The organism is Streptomyces sp. NPDC101152, from assembly GCF_044768275.1.
Lineage (GTDB): Bacteria > Actinomycetota > Actinomycetes > Streptomycetales > Streptomycetaceae > Streptomyces.
The window spans coordinates 1-14,579 of the sequence record NZ_JBIWPO010000064.1; the positions used below are offsets into that span (position 1 = coordinate 1).

Below are 14,579 nucleotides of genomic sequence, written 5' to 3' on the forward strand. Positions count from 1 at the left end.
GCGGCTGAGCAGTTCTGCGGCGAGGGCGCGGCCGAAGCCCCGGTTGGCTCCCGTGACAAGGGCGGTGCTGGTGGAGAGATCCATGGAAAGTTCCTGGTGAAGCAAGAGGGTGAAGATCAGAGCGCCAATGGCGTGGCCGAGAGGGCCGGGACCATTGAATTACGATCATAATCTTAAATGGGGTGAGTCGATGATCGCAACCGCTGTCTTCTGTGCCGCCGTCGAGGTCGGGATCCGTGCGACACCAGGGGGTTTCGGGCGAGCGTGTCGGGGTCCGGGGCGCCGGCCGCGGCGGCCAGGTCGCGCACCCAGGCGCGTACGGCGCGCTTGTGTCCGGCGGCGAGCGGGCGAAGGTGGGGTCGGGTGGCCCGATGACGCTGATGACGGTCCCGTCCGGCTTCAGCACCCGCAGGGACTTGTCGAGGGTTTCGCCGCCGACCGTGTCGATGACGACGTCGTAGTCGCGCAGGGCCGTCTCGAATGCCTGCTTCTGGTAGTCGACGACGACGTCCGCGCCGAGGTTCTTCTCCAGCCCGGTCTTGGTCGCGCTCGCGGTCGTGGCCACGCTCGCGCCGAGATGCTTCGCCAGCTGGATGGCGGTGGTACGAGGCCCTGGACCGGTCGCGGAGACAGGTGACGCTGAAGAGCGGTGCTTTTGACCCCCGCACCACCAGATCCGCCAACGTCCTGTCCTTGCTTCCGGTTTCGATGATCGCGGTCGCCATGCCGCCTCGCGCGGTGCGCGCGAGTGCGCTCACCATGCCCGACGCTACGGACAGCGGACTGCAAGCGGATCTGTCACCGGATCTGTCATCGCATCGGTCACGGAGATGGCGAAGTTCGGAACTCGGCAGCACGAGCGCTCCGGCGGCAGTAGCCATGAAGCTTTCAAGCAAAGGGATCTGTACGGACGGCGCCAGGAGCAGGCAGCCCTTGACCGGATCCTTGACGCCGCTCGTCAGGGACGCGGAGTGACCATGGTGCTGTGGGGTGACCCCGGCATCGGCAAGACCGCGCCCTGCTGGAACACGTGGCTGAGTCCGCGACGGAGGACTTCACCGTCCTGCGATGCGGGGGCACTCGCCTTGGGCAGGGGCTGACGTTCGCCGCACTGCACGAACTGCTGTGGCCGGTGAAGGAGCGGATCAGCACGCTCCCGGAGCCGCAGGCCAACGCCTTGAACGGGGCGCTCGGTACCGGCAACGATGTGGCGGTCCGGTTCCTGATCGGCGTGGCCGTACTGACGCTCGTCAGCGAGCCGAGGAACGGCCGGTGCTCATCGTCGCCGACGACGCCCAATGGCTCGACGAGTCATCCGCACACTGCCTGGCCTTCCCCTCGCGCCGACTGCGCAACGAGCCCGTGACCATGCTCATCACCGGACACGACGACCCCGTCGGGGGCCCCTGGGAGAAACTGCCGGCCATGGAGGTCCGGGAACTGGGCGACGACGACGCCCGGCTCCTCGTCCGTGCCGTCGCGCCGCAAGCCGACGAGTCGGTCATCCGCCGCACGACCCGCGCGGCAGGCGGAAATCCCCTCGCACTCCAGGAGCTGACCGCATCCGTGGCGGCCGGCGACATCTCGACGCACCCTTTTGCCGATGAGTGCATCGCCGTCGGGCCACGCCTGCGCCGCGCCTTCCGTGCCCGGATCGAGAAGTTGTCCGCGACTGCCCGCACCGCGCTCCTTCTCGCCGCCGATGACCGTAGCGATCGCAACACCATGCGCCAGGCGGGACTTGTGCTCGGCCTCGACGCAGTCGCGTCGGACGAGGCGATGCACTCGGGCCTGCGCACCAAGCGCTCGGACGGTCGCGTCTGCTTCCGCCACCAGTTGACGGGGGCGGTGGTCTACGAGCCGTGTGCTGCTCGCCCGCCAACCATGTGAGTACGGTCATAATCTAAAACCGGCCAGAACTCTTGCCATGGATCGGCAACTGTAGTCGTATGATCGTAATGTAAAGAGGCGGAAGTGGTCGGGCGGCAGAGCTGTGTGAGCCCCGCCGGTTCAGGAGGTTCACTCTCCCCATCCGAAAGGGACTTCCTGTGAAGTCGCTGGTCGCATCGAAGCTGACGCCGATAACGGTGGACGAAGTGCGGGAGGCGGAGCAGGCGAAGGTCGATGCGGCTGCGGCGCGACACGGTCTGGTTGCCTCCGGTCCACTCGCCTCCCTTGCCCGGTTCGTCCTCTTCGGCGGCGGTGTCGGGGTCGTGTCCAGCGCCGCCGTGGCGGTGCTCGCAGGACTGATGCCCTGGGCTGTGGCGAACGCGCTGATCACCGTCGCCTCCACCGCGCTCGGCACGCGCACGCTTCACCTTCGGGACAGGGCGTGCCGGATGGCGCCAGCACTGGCAGTCGGCGGGGTCGGCCACGGCAGCCTACGCGGTGACCACCGCCGCGGTGTTCGTCCTGCATCTGGTGCGGCCGTCGGCCGCTACTCTCTACGAGCAAGCCGTCTACCTCGGCGTCGCCGGGCTCGCCGGTATCGGCCGTTTCCTGGTGCTGCGCCTGTTCGTCTTCGCCGACGGCCGGACCCGTCCGAACATGCGGGCCATGGACTCCGCGCCGGCCCGCCGAGCGGGCGCGCAGGTGTCCGTGCTCTCACCGGTTCCTGCACTCTGAGCGGGTAGGTGAACATCGGGCTGACGCGGTGAGCGGTTCTGGGCGGGCATCGGTCCGGGCTTGTGCGAGCCAGTTTCTGCATCGCCGCCGAGGCAGGCAGCGATGTCGGATAAAGGCGGCCGAGTCCTCGACCGCACAAGTCCGCAAGACCCTTCCTTCCCGCGATGCCTGACTCCCTGTCCACCGGGCTGGCGTCACCGTCCCGGAGGGCTGGAGGACCTGTCTGAACGCGCCACCTTCGACCGGTGGTCAGCAGGGTCGCGGCGATTGACTCATGCGTCGCGTCGGCCCTCGCGCACCCTGTGTTCGGCACGCCCGGCGGGCTCCGGCCAAGGCGCGACAACCCACCGAGGTGCGCAGTTGTCGGGGGATCTGGGAGATCTGCGTGCCGGTGGCGGAGAGGTGCCATGCCATGTGGTGCCGCGCCGGGTTACGCGCCACAACCCCGCGAGGAGAAGGTCATCCGGGCGGCGGAACAGCTGATCGGTCACGCCAGGCCGAGCATCCCATCGTGTCCGCGCGACTTGGGCGTGCGCGGACTTCCGATGGTGTGGGTCGCATCGGGAACTGGACTCGCCCCGGACTGGCGGGCTGCGCGCCGTCAGCCGAGGCAGCCCACAGAGTCATCTGGGTTGATCAGGACCGGGCAGGGAGGGCCGCGTGATCGGCACGCAATGAGGCTTTGTCGATCTTGCCGACCGCGTTCTTCGGGAGGACTTCCACCAGGTAGAACGCGGTCGGGCGCTTGTAGCCGGTGAGGCTGCGTGCACAAAGTGCTTTCAGTGCCGTCGGATCGACGCTTGCGCCCGGTGACGGCTGGACGTAGGCGACGACCGCCTCTCCCCACTTTTCGTCGGGTACGCCGATCACCGCGGCCTCGAGTACCGACGGGTCGGCTGCCAGCACGTCCTCGATCTCCTTGGGGTAGATGTTCTCCCCGCCCCGGATGATCATGTCTTTCGAGCGCCCGACCAGGGTCAGATAGCCCTCGGCGTCGAGGTGGCCCACATCGCCTGTGTGCAACCAGCCGTCGACTACGACTCTGGCGGTTTCGTCCGGACGGCCTAGATAGCCACGCATGACGTTGGGGCCCCTCACGACGACCTCACCGTCCGTGCCCGGCGCCACCTCGCTGCCGTCGGCGTCGATGATCCGGATCTCCTGGCCGGGGAAGGGAAGCCCCACGGTTCCGGCGCGTCGAGGGCCGCCGACGGGGTTGATGGTGGAGCCGCAGGTTCCCTCGGACAGGCCGTATCCCTCGACCAGGGGAAATCCGTACCGTGCCACGAAGCGGGCCAGCAGCTCGGCGGAGGCGGGTGCGGCGCCGCAGACCGCGAACCGCAGGGACGATGTGTCGGGTTGAGCGTCGTCCGAGAGCGCCGCGAGCATGCTGTAGATCGTGGGCACGGCACTGAAGAAGGTGGGGCGCTCCTGCTCGACGAGGTCGAAGAAGCTGCGGGGATCGAAGCGGCGGCCCGCGATGACGACACTGGCTCCGGCGAGCAGCGGCGTCAGGACGCTGACCACGATGCCGTTGACGTGGAAGAGCGGCAGGATCAGCAGACAGCGGTCCGCCGGCCCCAACTCCAGCGCCCGGCGCCCCATCTCCACCATGGCGTCGATGTTGGCGTGGTCGAGCATCACGCCCTTGGGTACCCCGGTCGTACCACTGGTGTAGATGAGCAGGGCCAGCGTGGCCGGGTCCAGAAGCGGTGCTTGATCCGGCTCCACCGCTCCTTCGTGCAGTCCGCCGACGGCGAGTACGGCAACACCGTGCGCCGCTACGGGCGCGCCGTCCTCGACCACCACCAGGCACGCACCGGAGTCCTGGAGCTGTCGCACCACTTCGACATTGGTCATGCTCGGGTTGACCGGTGTGATGGTGGCGCCGAGCCGCCAGGCGGCGAACAGCAGTACGACGAACTCGACGCGATTCGTCAGCTTGAGGGCGACGACGTCCCCGGGACCGATTCCGAGGTCCTGGAGCTGACGCGCTGCCGTTCGGACCCGGCTGAGCAGCTGCGTGTTGGTGAGTGACTGGTGTCGGTCGGAGACCGCGGCTCCGTGGGGGTCGAGCTCGGCGCGGCGGTCGGGCAGTGAAGCGACATTCATGGCGAGGCGTACCTGTCTCGGTGTGATGCGGTCCGTTCGGCGGGCAGGTCAGACAGTCGGTGCGACGGGCGCCGGGTGGAGCTGGCGGGTGAGGAACTCGATCTGGTCGCGCACCAGTTCCTCGAAGGTCTCGCCGGTGTAGAAGTCGAAGTGGCCGGCGTCGTACCTCTTGATCTCTCCCCGGGGCGCGGTGTCCGCGTACCTAAGGGTCTGGGCGGGGGGTGTGACGGAATCGGTGTTGCTGACGCAGAAGAGGATCGGCATGGTGACCTTCCTCGCCGCACGCCCGGGCCGGTAGGCGGCGATGGTCGGGATCACCCGTGCCGCCACCTCGTTGCGGAACGTCTTCCCGGGCGGCTGCAGTGCCAGGTATCCGGGGAGGGCGTCCGGCGCGTTCATGAGGGCCGGCGAGCCGGGGGCGGCGGCGATGGGAACCATCGCGGGTGCCTTGCCGCGCACTCTGGCTGCCAGATCCCGGGCGAGTACGGGGGTCATCCTGAGTGAGCCGAGCGGGCCCAGCGCGAGCGCGGAGGCGAGACCGTCGGTGAAAGGGCACTGGGCCACGGCCGCGCGCAGTTCGGGATGGCGTGAGGCGACGGTGATGGCGTGGCCGCCGCCGAAGGAGCTGCCCCATACCGCGACGCGGGAGCGGTCGATGTCGGGGTGGGCCTTGACGTAGGCGAGGGCGGCGTCCCAGTCGGCGAGCTGCCGCTTGATCGACAGGAGCTGGCGCGGGTGGCCACCGCTGTCGCCGAAATGCCGGTAGGTGAACGCCACTGCGGCGATGCCGGCCTGCGCGAAACGCTCGGCGAACGCGTCCAGGCGCATTTCGCGGGTTGCGCCCAGGCCGTGCCCCAGGACGACGACGGGCGGTGATACGACGCCGGTGGGGAGGTAGAGCCACCCGGCGCAGGAGCTGTCGCCGGAGGGGAAGGTGATGTCGTGACGGGTGAAGGAGTGCACGGTGGTCATCGTCGGCTCACCGTCCGTTCGCCGAGCGGCGCCCGGGCACGCTGCCCGAGGCGAGCGCCTGCGCGTAGGTGTCCGGCCGGTAGAGCGGGAGCTCGCCGGTGGCGTCCGTCGCCTCCATGTAGTCGAGCATCAGTTTCTGTCCTTCCTCCGACATGACTCGGGTGAAGAACTCGGCGCGTTCGACGTGCAGGCCGTCCTGCAGCGACATCGAGCCGCCGAAGTACACCGACCTCTTGGCGGCCGCCACCGACCCCTTCGACCGCTTGCCGAAGCGCTCAGCGAGTTCGACCGCCTGCGCGAGCACCTTGTGCTGCGGAACGACCTGGTCGACCGCCCCGTTGGCGAGAGCCTCCGCGGGTGTGAACGGCTTGCCTTCGAGGATCGCGGCCAGGGACCGGTGGGTGCCGATCAGGCGGGTCAGCCGCTGGGTGCCGCCGCCGCCCGGGATGATGCCGAGGAGGATTTCAGGCTGGCCGATGAAGAAGTCCCCGTCGGCCATGACCCGCAGATCGCACGCCCAGGCGAACTCCGCGCCGAGGCCGAGAGCCGAACCGTTGAGGGCGGCGACGAAGAGGACACCGCTGGCGTTCATCCGGAGGAAGGTCGTATGCAGGCGCTCCAGTTGGAGGGCTCCCCGCATCGGGGTCCTGCGCAGCACGGGCCCGAGGAGACGGGACCGGTCCACGTGCTTGGCCGCGCGTACGACGGCGGCGGCACCGCGTCGGCCGACCGTAGGGCTCGCGGCGCCCTCTTCCTGCAGCCACCGGACCGCGGCATGGCTGACGAACCGTTCCGGGTGTGCTCCGGTGAAGACGACGGCGCGGATGCGCGGATCGCGGTCGGCCCGGGTGACCAGTTTGGCCAGCTGGTTGGCGATGTCGAGGCCGAACACCTGGTGTGGACCGCCGTCCACCCGGACGACGAGGACGGCTCCGCGCTCCTCGATCTCCAGATGTCCTTTGTCTTTGTATGGCATGGCTTCTTCTCCCGTGCTCAGTCCATGGGATGAAAGTGCGAGGGCGTGGAGGACAGCCGCGGATGCGGGTGGCAGCAATGTGGGCGTGCCTGCCCCGACGGGGGCGGGGTCTGCACAGGCGGCAGGAGACTGGAACAGCGCGTGATGTCGTGTCCGGCATGGACGCGTGGATCCGGGACGGCATGTTACGCGCGATGTGTACTATTGCCGCGAAGATTCACATAACCAAGTTATTTCTGATGTGTCAACGATGGAGGCGTGCGAGACATGGCAGGGCGGGCGAGGCTTGATGACGCACCGGAACGGCTTGTGCAGGCGGCCATCGGTCTGCTGGCCGAGCAGGGGCCGTCGGCTTTGAAGGCGCGCACGGTGGCTTCCGCCAGCGGACTGTCGACGATGGTGGTCTACAGCCACTTCGGTGGCATTCCCGAGCTCATGAGTGCTGTCGCCGACCACGGGTTCAAGGAACTCGGCAGAGCGTTCGCCCACGTGCCGGTGACGGAGGACCCGATCGCGGATCTCTTCGCCATGGCCTTGAGCTGCCGTCGGCTGGCCCGCGAGAACCCTCACCTCTACGACTTGATGTTCGGCCTGTCCACCCGGGCGACGTACCGACCGCTGCCGGATGCGGGCCTTCGCCTGAGCGGGCATTCCCCGGCCTTTCGGGAGGCCCACGCTCATGTCACCGCGGCGTGCAAACGGCTCGTGGACTCCGGCCGGGTCGAGCGGCAGAGACCCGAACTCATCGCCGCCCAGCTGTGGAGTCTCGTGCACGGTTACATCACCCTTGAACTGGCGGAACATTTCGTCGAGTTCGACGACGCTGTGACGCAGGTGCTCCGGCCGATGGGCGTGAACTTCTCCGTCGGGCTGGGTGACAGCCGGGAACGTGCCGAGGCCTCCCACGAGGCCGGCGCGCGCCTGTACGACTCGATCATCCGAGGCGCCTGAGAGGCTGGGTGGTTGGGTACATCCCTGCACGGCTACGACGACCTGCTCTCGGCAGCAGGGGTGCCGGTGCCGGGCGTGAGTTGGTCGTGCCTCCCCAAGGCCGCGACCTCGCGTTCGAGGGAGGGGACCGCCCGGGCCGCGAAACGCCTTGCCCAGGGCCAGGCCAGGGGCGAATTCAGCGCTCCCTTCGCCCAGTTGGCCACGACGACCGCGCGCGGCACGTACACGCGGCTGCGTCGGCGCACGAGCCCGTCGACGATTGCGGCGGCCGCCCGGTCGGCGCTGGTGGTGACGTTGCCCGGATAAGGCAGCCGCCCGCGCAGCCCCTGGAAGGAGGGGAGATCCGCCTCGGCACCACGGACGAGGTCCGTGTCGATCCAGGAGGGGTGCACCAGGCCGACCGTGACCCCGAGATGCGCCACCTCCTGGCGGTAGGTCAGGGTGAGCAGCTCGGCTGCGGCCTTGCTCGCGCCGTAGGAGGCCATCGCGGCGAGCGGCATGAACGACAGCGCGGACGCCACGACCAGCACGTGGCCTCGGCTGCGCTCGAGATGGGGCGTCGCGTACTTGAGGGTGCGGAACACGCCATTCAGGTTGATGTCCAGAACCCGCTCGAACGACGCCTCGTCCGTCTGCCGCACCGTCCCGTACGCCACGACGCCGGCGTTGGCGACCACGAGGTCGATGCCGCCCATGACCTTCGCGGCCTCGTCGATCGCCGACCGTAGAGCGGCCCCGTCGCGCACATCGGCCTCCCGCCAGGCAGCGGTGTGGCCCAACTCGTCGGCGAGGGCGCGCAACCGATCGGCTTCGAGGCCTATCACGGTCACCCGGGCCCCTCGGGCGGCGGCCAGGCGGGTCACCTTCTCTCCGATACCGCGTGCCGCTCCGGTGACAACCAGCTTTCTGCCCAGCAAGTCACGTTTCATGGCGGCAACATAACTTCGTTATTGATGAAACACAAGAGACTGCGCACCGGCCGCCGCGCGGTTCACCTGCTGGGTCTCACCACTGGACGAACCTAAGCTGGCTGCCATGAGACGGACATCCTTTGCGCAGTGGCCATGTTCGATCGCGCGGACCATGAACCTGCTCGGGGACTGGTGGACGCCGTTGGTGCTGCGTGAGGCGTTCTACGGGATCCGGCGGTTCGACGCGTTCCAGGAGTCGCTGGGCATCGCCCGCAACACGCTGACGGACCGGCTGCGTCGGCTGGTGGGGGAGGGGCTGCTGGAGAAGCGGCCGTACCAGACGGAGCCGGTCCGCTACGACTACGTGCTCACCGAGAAGGGGCGCGACTTCTTCGGCGTGCTGCTGGCGATGAACCGGTGGGGAGACCGGTGGCTGGCCGGTGAGGCGGGCCCGCCGGTCGCGATGCGGCATGAGGTGTGCGGGCAGGAGACCCATGCCGAGGTGGTGTGCGCCGCCTGCGGCGAGCCCATGACCGCGGCCAACACCACCCCCCGGATGGGTCCCGGCTATCCGTCGCATCTGGCCGAACGACCGGATGTGCGGGAGCGATTCGCGGGCTGAATCGGCAGCCCCGCGGTAGCCATGATCCCTTGACAAGTAAGTCTATCTACGCAACTTTACCGGTCAGGTGCTCACGTGAGTGTTCTTGGCGGGCAGGAGGCTGCGGGATCATGGAGTGGACGGGCGCACGCTATGCGGACAAGCCGACGGTGGACGTCCACACCTGGATCGCCGCCGCGCCGGCGCATGTGTGGGCGTTCGTGTCCGACATCGAGTTGATGCCGCGCATGAGCCCCGAGCTGCGGTCGGTGGAATGGCTGGACGGCACGAGCGGCCCCGCGCTCGGCGCCCGGTTCGTCGGCCGGAGCAAGCATGAAGCGTTGGGCGAGTGGGCCACCACGTCCCACATCGTCGAGTACGAACCGCCGAGGAGGCTCGCCTGGGCGGTCGAGGACCCCCAGCATCCGACGGCGATCTGGCGGTTCACATTGCAGCCGCAAGACGGTGGCACTCTGCTGCGGGAATGGATGCAGATGGGGCCCGCCCGGTCGGGTCTCTCATTCGCCATCGACCGCATGCCGGAGAAGGAACAGAAGATCGTCTTCGTGCGCATGCGGGAGTTCGAGACCAACATGACCGTCACCCTCGCAGAGATCAAGAAGCTGGCCGAGAGTGCCCACAGCTCAGGCGAGGCGGGTCTGTGATGCGCACCTCCACCACGATCGAAGCCTCCGGGGGCGACTGGCGGGAGATCGTCGACTTCGTCACCGAGGCGGAGAGACTCGGCCTCGACATCTGCTGGGTCGCGGAGGCGTGGGGCTCCGAGGCGCCCTCGCCGTTGGGCTATCTCGCCGCGAGGACCGAGCGCATGCTTCTCGGATCGGGAATCATCCAGCTCGGCACCCGCACTCCGATGGCCATAGCCCGCGCCGCGATCACACTGTCGCAGATATCGCAGGGGCGCTTCCTCCTCGGGCTCGGCCCCTCGGGACCGCAGGTGATCGAAGGGCTGCACGGCGTGCCCTTCGCCCGGCCGCTGTCACGGATGCGCGAGACCGTCGAGATCGTGCGGCAGGCCGCCTCGGGGGAGAAAGTCGCCTACCCCGGGCGGGAGTTCCAGATCCCCCTGCCGGGCGGGGAGGGCAAGCCCATGCGTCTGTCGATGCGCGCGGAGCACGACATCCCCGTCTACCTGGCGACCCTCTCGCCGAAGATGCTGCACCTGACCGGTGAGATCGCCGACGGCTGGCTGGGCACCAGCTTCGTACCCGAGGGCGCCAAGGAAGCGTACTTCGACCACCTGGACCGGGGCCTGGCCACCGCCGGTCGTACGCGTGCCGACCTCGACATCTGCCAGGGTGCCGAGGTCGCCTTCGCGGACGACGAGGACGCGCTGCGCGCGATGGTGGCCGGACGCAAGAAGGAGCTGGCCTTCAGCCTCGGCGGCATGGGCTCGGCGACCACGAACTTCTACAACAACGCCTACAGCCGCCAGGGTTGGGCCGAGGTGGCGGCCGACGTCCGGGCACGCTGGCAGGCCGGGGACCGGGACGGCGCGGCCGGCCTGGTCACCGACGAGATGGTGCTGGCGACCACGCTGATCGGAACCGAGGGCATGGTGCGCGAGCGGCTTCGCGTGTGGCGCGACGTCGGGGTCGACACTGTTCGCTTCTACCCCGCCGGCGAGACCCTCGACGCCCGACTCGCGACCCTGGGCCGGGCCGTCGATCTGGTCCGCGACATCGAGGACGAGGCGGCACCGTAACGACAGGCCATGGCGGCCGGGGCGGCACGACAGCGACAAGCCATGGCGACCGAAGCGGGTCGCCATGCGCCGACGCGGCCCATCACGCCTTGGTCCAGGTCAACCGCGGGCACTGATGGGGTCGGCCGCCAGGCCCGACATCAGCAGGATGATCGCACGGAACGTCCTGGCCAGGGCTGACTCCCGGTCCGCCGCGGCGGCGATGATCTGGTTGCCCTCGCACAGGCCGGCCAACAGCAGTCGGGCGACCGTGGCGATGGGAACGTCTGGTTGCAGGTCGCCGCGTTCGTCCAGAACGGTCAGCAGGCGTTCGATCGGCGGCAGGGCGACGGTGTCGTTGATGTGCCGGTACTGCTCTCCCAGGACCGAGGGTGCCTGAGCCATCAGCTCTCGGTGCAGGGGATCGTCGATGGTCCGCCGCAGGAAGGCGTGCGTGAGGTCGGCCACCGCGGTCATGGCGGGCTTGTCCGGCGCGGCACGGACAGCCTCGGACGTCGCGTCGCCCAGGACGCCGACCTGCTGAATCAGCTCCGTGTAGAACTCGGCGAACATCGCCTTCTTGTCCGGGAAGTGGCTGTAGAAGGTGCCCTTGCTCACCCGCGCCGCACCGGTGATGGCCTCGACCGACGTATCCGCGAACCCATTGTCCACGAACAGCTTCCGCGCGGCCGTCACCAGGTCCGCCCGGGTCTGCTCCGCATAGATCTGTCGTCGGTTTGGCCCTCGCATGTGCACCATCGTATATTCAATGACCTGGGGTCAATGAATGACTTACGGTCAGTCGAGGTCGTCGTGAGTGACCGCCGTGACAAAACCCCTCCGGAAAGCAGGCGGAGCCGTGGAAAAGCGCAGGATCGTGTTGCTGGGCGCAACGGGGTACACCGGGCAGCGTGTGCTCCGGGAACTGCTCGCACGAGGGGAGAAGCCGACCTTGGTCGGGCGGAGCCGAACCAGAATGCTGACCCTGGCCGACCGCTACGAGGCGGAGCTGCCGGTGGCCGAGGCCGACGTCACCTCGGCGACCGACCTGACGCGCGTCCTGGAGCCCAGCGATGTGGTCGTCTCCACGGTCGGGCCGTTCATGCGGCTCGGTATGGCCGTCGTCGCGGCTGCTGCGCGGGCGGGCGCACACTACTTCGACTGCACGGGGGGAGGGGCCCTTCGCCCGCCGCGTCCTCCTTGAGCTGGATGCCGTCGCGGCCATCCGGGGAGCGACCCTCGTGCCCGCGTTCGGCTACGACTACGTGCCCGGCAACCTCGCCGGCGCGCTTGCCCTGACGAGGGTGGGCGAGCGGGCGCGCCACGTGGAGATCGGGTACTTCATCACCCGTTCGGGACACGGGGACGAGCTGCTCTACCGGAGCACCCTGCGCGACGCCTGGACCCTGACCACGGGGGGTACGAGGCAAACGCTGGTCGGCGGGGCGGCCGAGGACGGGTTCGCCTACCGCAGGCCGCAGCCCTGGGCTTCCGCCCGCGTGGTCGACGAGCGCGCGGCCAAGCGTGTGCGTACCTTCCACTACGGCGGTGTGAAACGTACGGTCTTGACCGTCCCGGGCACGGAGCATCTCGGACTGCCGGAGGCCTTCCCCCAGTTGGCGAGCGTCGAGGTGGGCCTGGGGTGGCTCGGACGGTGGATGCGCCCGGTGCAGATCGCCGCCACACTCCAGACGCCCTTGTTGCGCTCGGCGAAGGCGCGGGCCGCTCTGGCGCGGTGGTCCGAGCGGCTCCCGGGCTCGCGGCGCGAGCCGGACCCCGATGGCCGTTCCCTGGTGATCGCAGTCGCCCGCGACGGCCACGGTCGGCCCCTGGCCGTGACGGCCCTCACCGGACCCGATCCGTACGAGATGACGGGATCCCTCCTGGCATGGGGCGCCGCCCACGCGGCACGGCCGGATGCCGTCCTCAAGCCCGGTGCGCACGGCCCGCTTGCCGCCTTCGGCCTCGACACCCTCAGGCTCGGTGCCGCCGAGGCCGGAGTGCACGAAGTCGACGGGGCGTCGGCCCGCCGTCGATGACGGCTGAGCGGGCATGGATCACCGCCCCGCTGCGTGTTAAAGCTGACGTCCGGGAAGCCGCTGCCTGGATGGTGGACCATTCGGTCGCCTCCACCGGTTCCCTATGGCGGGCGGTGGCGGATGCCGCCGCCGGCGTATCGGTGAACAGATCGTTCGATCGGGAGTGAGCCGGGGAGCCTCCCCCTGAGTGGTGGACACGCTGATACTGGATCTGCTTGATCCGGAGGAAGCGAGAAGACCGCCGATGGCGATGAAGGACTACTCGGACGAGTTCAAGGCCGATGCCGTGGCCCTGTACGAGTCCACGCCCGGGGCAACGTACAAGAGCATCGCCGCCGACCTGGGCATCAACCGGGCCACCCTGCGTGAGTGGGTGCTGCGGGACCGCGAACGCCGCGGTGTCACCGCCGCGGCTGCAAAGCCGGCCGTCCAACCGGGCGCAGCGGTGCCGTCCGACGATCCGGACGAGCGGATCCGGCAGCTGGAGGCTCGGGTGGCCGAGCTTGAGGCAAGCGAGCGCAAGCTCGCCACCGAGCGGGACATCCTCCGCAAGGCGGCCAAGTATTTCGCCGGAGAGACGAACTGGTGAGGAGCCGCTTCCAGTTCGTCGACGACCACCGGGACACCTACGAGGTGAAGCGGCTCTGCCAGGTCCTGGACGTGAACCGGTCCAGCTACTACAAGTGGCTGGCCGGCGACGAGGCCCGGGCTGCCCGGCAGCGGCAGGACCGGATCCTGGCCGAGGAGATCCGCGAGGTCCACGACGAGTCCGGCGGTGCCTACGGCTCCCCGCGCATAACGGCCGAGCTCTGCGAGAAGGGGCGGCGGGTCAACGAGAAGCGGGTCGCCCGCATCATGCGGACGTTCTCCATCACCGGCATCTCCTGCGCAGACGCGTCCGCACCACCGTCCCGGACCCGGCAGCCGCACCGGTTCCCGACCTGTTCCAGCGGGACTTCACCGCCACTGAACCCGGCCGGAAATACATGGGCGACATCACCTATCTCCCGCTCGCAGACGGGGAGTTCCTCTATCTCGCGACCGTGCTGGACTGCTTCAGCCGCAGGGTCGTCGGCTGGTCCATCGCCGACCACATGCGCACCAGCCTGGTCGCCGACGCCCTGCAGATGGCGGCTGCGACGCGCGGCGGCATGGACGGCGCCGTGTTCCACTCCGACCACGGGGCCCAAGGCGGATTCCAGCAAGCGTCGCAACACGTGATCATTCCAGTGTTGCGACGAGCGTAGCGAAGAGCTCGGCAGGGGTGCGCCAGTCGAGGGTCTTGCGGGGACGGTCTTGGTCTTGTCGAGGTGCCCGTACACCGTGGAGCGGGGCACGTTGAACAACGATGCCTTGCTCGATGACGTGCAGGCCGATGCCTCGCTCGCGCAGCTCGGCACCGAGGGTCACCAGGTGCAGGACAGAGCGGGAGAGACGGTCGAGCCGGGTGACCTTCAACGTGTCGCCCTCGCGTAGCAGCTGCATGACGAGTTCGAGATTCGGGCGGGACGCCTTCGCACCGCTCGCGGCGTCGACGTGAATGCTGTCGTGGTCGACGCCGCGGCCCGCAGCAGGGCGTCGATCTGATGATCGGGGTTCTGGTCGGCGGTCGAGATCCGCGCGTGGCCGATGAGCATGTGTCGGCATCTATCGGCCGGGTCGTTCACCGACGTTGATTCTCGACGCG

At 68.8% G+C, this 14,579-nt stretch carries 16 protein-coding genes and 1 pseudogene; 10 read left to right on the plus strand and 7 right to left on the minus strand.

Features of this window, described 5'->3' with window-relative positions:
- Window positions 1–676: zinc-binding dehydrogenase (locus tag ACIRVK_RS40585; protein ID WP_404256422.1), on the minus strand; the 676-nt coding region annotated here is incomplete at its 3' end.
- Window positions 677–830: 154 nt separating this feature from the next.
- Here ACIRVK_RS40585 and ACIRVK_RS40590 point away from each other — a divergent pair.
- The 3 genes from ACIRVK_RS40590 to ACIRVK_RS40600 all read left to right on the plus strand — a co-directional run bounded on the left by ACIRVK_RS40590 (window position 831) and on the right by ACIRVK_RS40600 (window position 2,625).
- Window positions 831–1,100 carry an ATP-binding protein gene (locus tag ACIRVK_RS40590; RefSeq protein ID WP_404256353.1) on the plus strand — a complete coding sequence of 90 codons (270 nt, stop codon included), beginning with the start codon at window positions 831–833 and terminating at the stop codon, window positions 1,098–1,100.
- Window positions 1,101–1,272: 172 nt separating this feature from the next.
- Window positions 1,273–1,890: a hypothetical protein gene (locus ACIRVK_RS40595; protein ID WP_404256355.1), complete on the plus strand. Its 618-nt coding sequence runs from the start codon at window positions 1,273–1,275 to the stop codon at window positions 1,888–1,890.
- Between the two features lie 498 nt (window positions 1,891–2,388).
- Entirely contained in the window at window positions 2,389–2,625 is a 237-nt protein-coding gene (locus ACIRVK_RS40600; RefSeq protein WP_404256357.1) for a hypothetical protein, read from the plus strand.
- Between the two features lie 636 nt (window positions 2,626–3,261).
- Here ACIRVK_RS40600 and ACIRVK_RS40605 read toward each other — a convergent pair.
- The 3 genes from ACIRVK_RS40605 to ACIRVK_RS40615 are packed head-to-tail and all read right to left on the minus strand — an operon-like array spanning window position 3,262 to window position 6,685.
- Window positions 3,262–4,737 carry a class I adenylate-forming enzyme family protein gene (locus tag ACIRVK_RS40605; RefSeq protein WP_404256359.1) on the minus strand — a complete coding sequence of 492 codons (1,476 nt, stop codon included), beginning with the start codon at window positions 4,735–4,737 and terminating at the stop codon, window positions 3,262–3,264.
- Between the two features lie 48 nt (window positions 4,738–4,785).
- Entirely contained in the window at window positions 4,786–5,709 is a 924-nt protein-coding gene (locus ACIRVK_RS40610; protein WP_404256361.1) for an alpha/beta hydrolase, read from the minus strand.
- Window positions 5,710–5,716: 7 nt separating this feature from the next.
- Window positions 5,717–6,685, minus strand: coding sequence for an enoyl-CoA hydratase/isomerase family protein (locus ACIRVK_RS40615; RefSeq protein WP_404256363.1), 969 nt, complete (start codon window positions 6,683–6,685; stop codon window positions 5,717–5,719).
- A 267-nt stretch (window positions 6,686–6,952) separates the two neighbouring features.
- Between ACIRVK_RS40615 and ACIRVK_RS40620 the strand changes: the two genes are divergently transcribed.
- Window positions 6,953–7,636 (plus strand): TetR/AcrR family transcriptional regulator, encoded by a 684-nt coding sequence (locus tag ACIRVK_RS40620; protein WP_404256365.1) that lies wholly within the window; start codon window positions 6,953–6,955, stop codon window positions 7,634–7,636.
- Window positions 7,637–7,668: 32 nt separating this feature from the next.
- Here ACIRVK_RS40620 and ACIRVK_RS40625 read toward each other — a convergent pair whose 3' ends face one another.
- Complete coding sequence (locus tag ACIRVK_RS40625; RefSeq protein ID WP_404256367.1) at window positions 7,669–8,565, minus strand: SDR family oxidoreductase; 897 nt, start codon at window positions 8,563–8,565, stop codon at window positions 7,669–7,671.
- A gap of 106 nt (window positions 8,566–8,671) precedes the next feature.
- On the opposite strand from ACIRVK_RS40625, the gene ACIRVK_RS40630 reads away from it, so the two are divergent.
- The 3 genes from ACIRVK_RS40630 (at window position 8,672) to ACIRVK_RS40640 (ending at window position 10,874) form a co-directional block, all read left to right on the plus strand.
- Window positions 8,672–9,169, plus strand: a complete 498-nt coding sequence (locus tag ACIRVK_RS40630; RefSeq protein WP_404256369.1) for a winged helix-turn-helix transcriptional regulator — start codon at window positions 8,672–8,674, stop codon at window positions 9,167–9,169.
- A 110-nt stretch (window positions 9,170–9,279) separates the two neighbouring features.
- Entirely contained in the window at window positions 9,280–9,813 is a 534-nt protein-coding gene (locus tag ACIRVK_RS40635) for an SRPBCC family protein (protein ID WP_404256371.1), read from the plus strand.
- Window positions 9,813–10,874 carry an LLM class flavin-dependent oxidoreductase gene (locus tag ACIRVK_RS40640; RefSeq protein WP_404256373.1) on the plus strand — a complete coding sequence of 354 codons (1,062 nt, stop codon included), beginning with the start codon at window positions 9,813–9,815 and terminating at the stop codon, window positions 10,872–10,874. Before ACIRVK_RS40635 ends, ACIRVK_RS40640 begins: the two co-directional genes overlap by 1 nt.
- 99 nt (window positions 10,875–10,973) lie before the next feature.
- Here ACIRVK_RS40640 and ACIRVK_RS40645 read toward each other — a convergent pair whose 3' ends face one another.
- Entirely contained in the window at window positions 10,974–11,603 is a 630-nt protein-coding gene (locus ACIRVK_RS40645; protein ID WP_404256375.1) for a TetR/AcrR family transcriptional regulator, read from the minus strand.
- Between the two features lie 163 nt (window positions 11,604–11,766).
- Between ACIRVK_RS40645 and ACIRVK_RS40650 the strand changes: the two genes are divergently transcribed.
- The 3 genes and pseudogenes from ACIRVK_RS40650 to ACIRVK_RS40660 all read left to right on the plus strand — a co-directional run.
- On the plus strand, window positions 11,767–12,057 hold the full coding sequence (locus ACIRVK_RS40650; protein WP_404256424.1) for a saccharopine dehydrogenase NADP-binding domain-containing protein: 291 nt from the start codon (window positions 11,767–11,769) through the stop codon (window positions 12,055–12,057).
- Window positions 12,058–12,094: 37 nt separating this feature from the next.
- Window positions 12,095–12,892: a hypothetical protein gene (locus ACIRVK_RS40655; protein WP_404256377.1), complete on the plus strand. Its 798-nt coding sequence runs from the start codon at window positions 12,095–12,097 to the stop codon at window positions 12,890–12,892.
- Between the two features lie 244 nt (window positions 12,893–13,136).
- Window positions 13,137–14,082 (plus strand): annotated as a pseudogene (locus ACIRVK_RS40660) (IS3 family transposase); the annotation flags it as partial.
- 31 nt (window positions 14,083–14,113) lie between these two features.
- Here the strand turns inward: ACIRVK_RS40660 and ACIRVK_RS40665 are convergent.
- The gene (locus tag ACIRVK_RS40665; protein WP_404256379.1) at window positions 14,114–14,539 is read right to left on the minus strand and encodes a recombinase family protein; all 426 of its coding nucleotides are present in this window, start codon (window positions 14,537–14,539) and stop codon (window positions 14,114–14,116) included.
- Window positions 14,540–14,579: the final 40 nt, after the last annotated feature.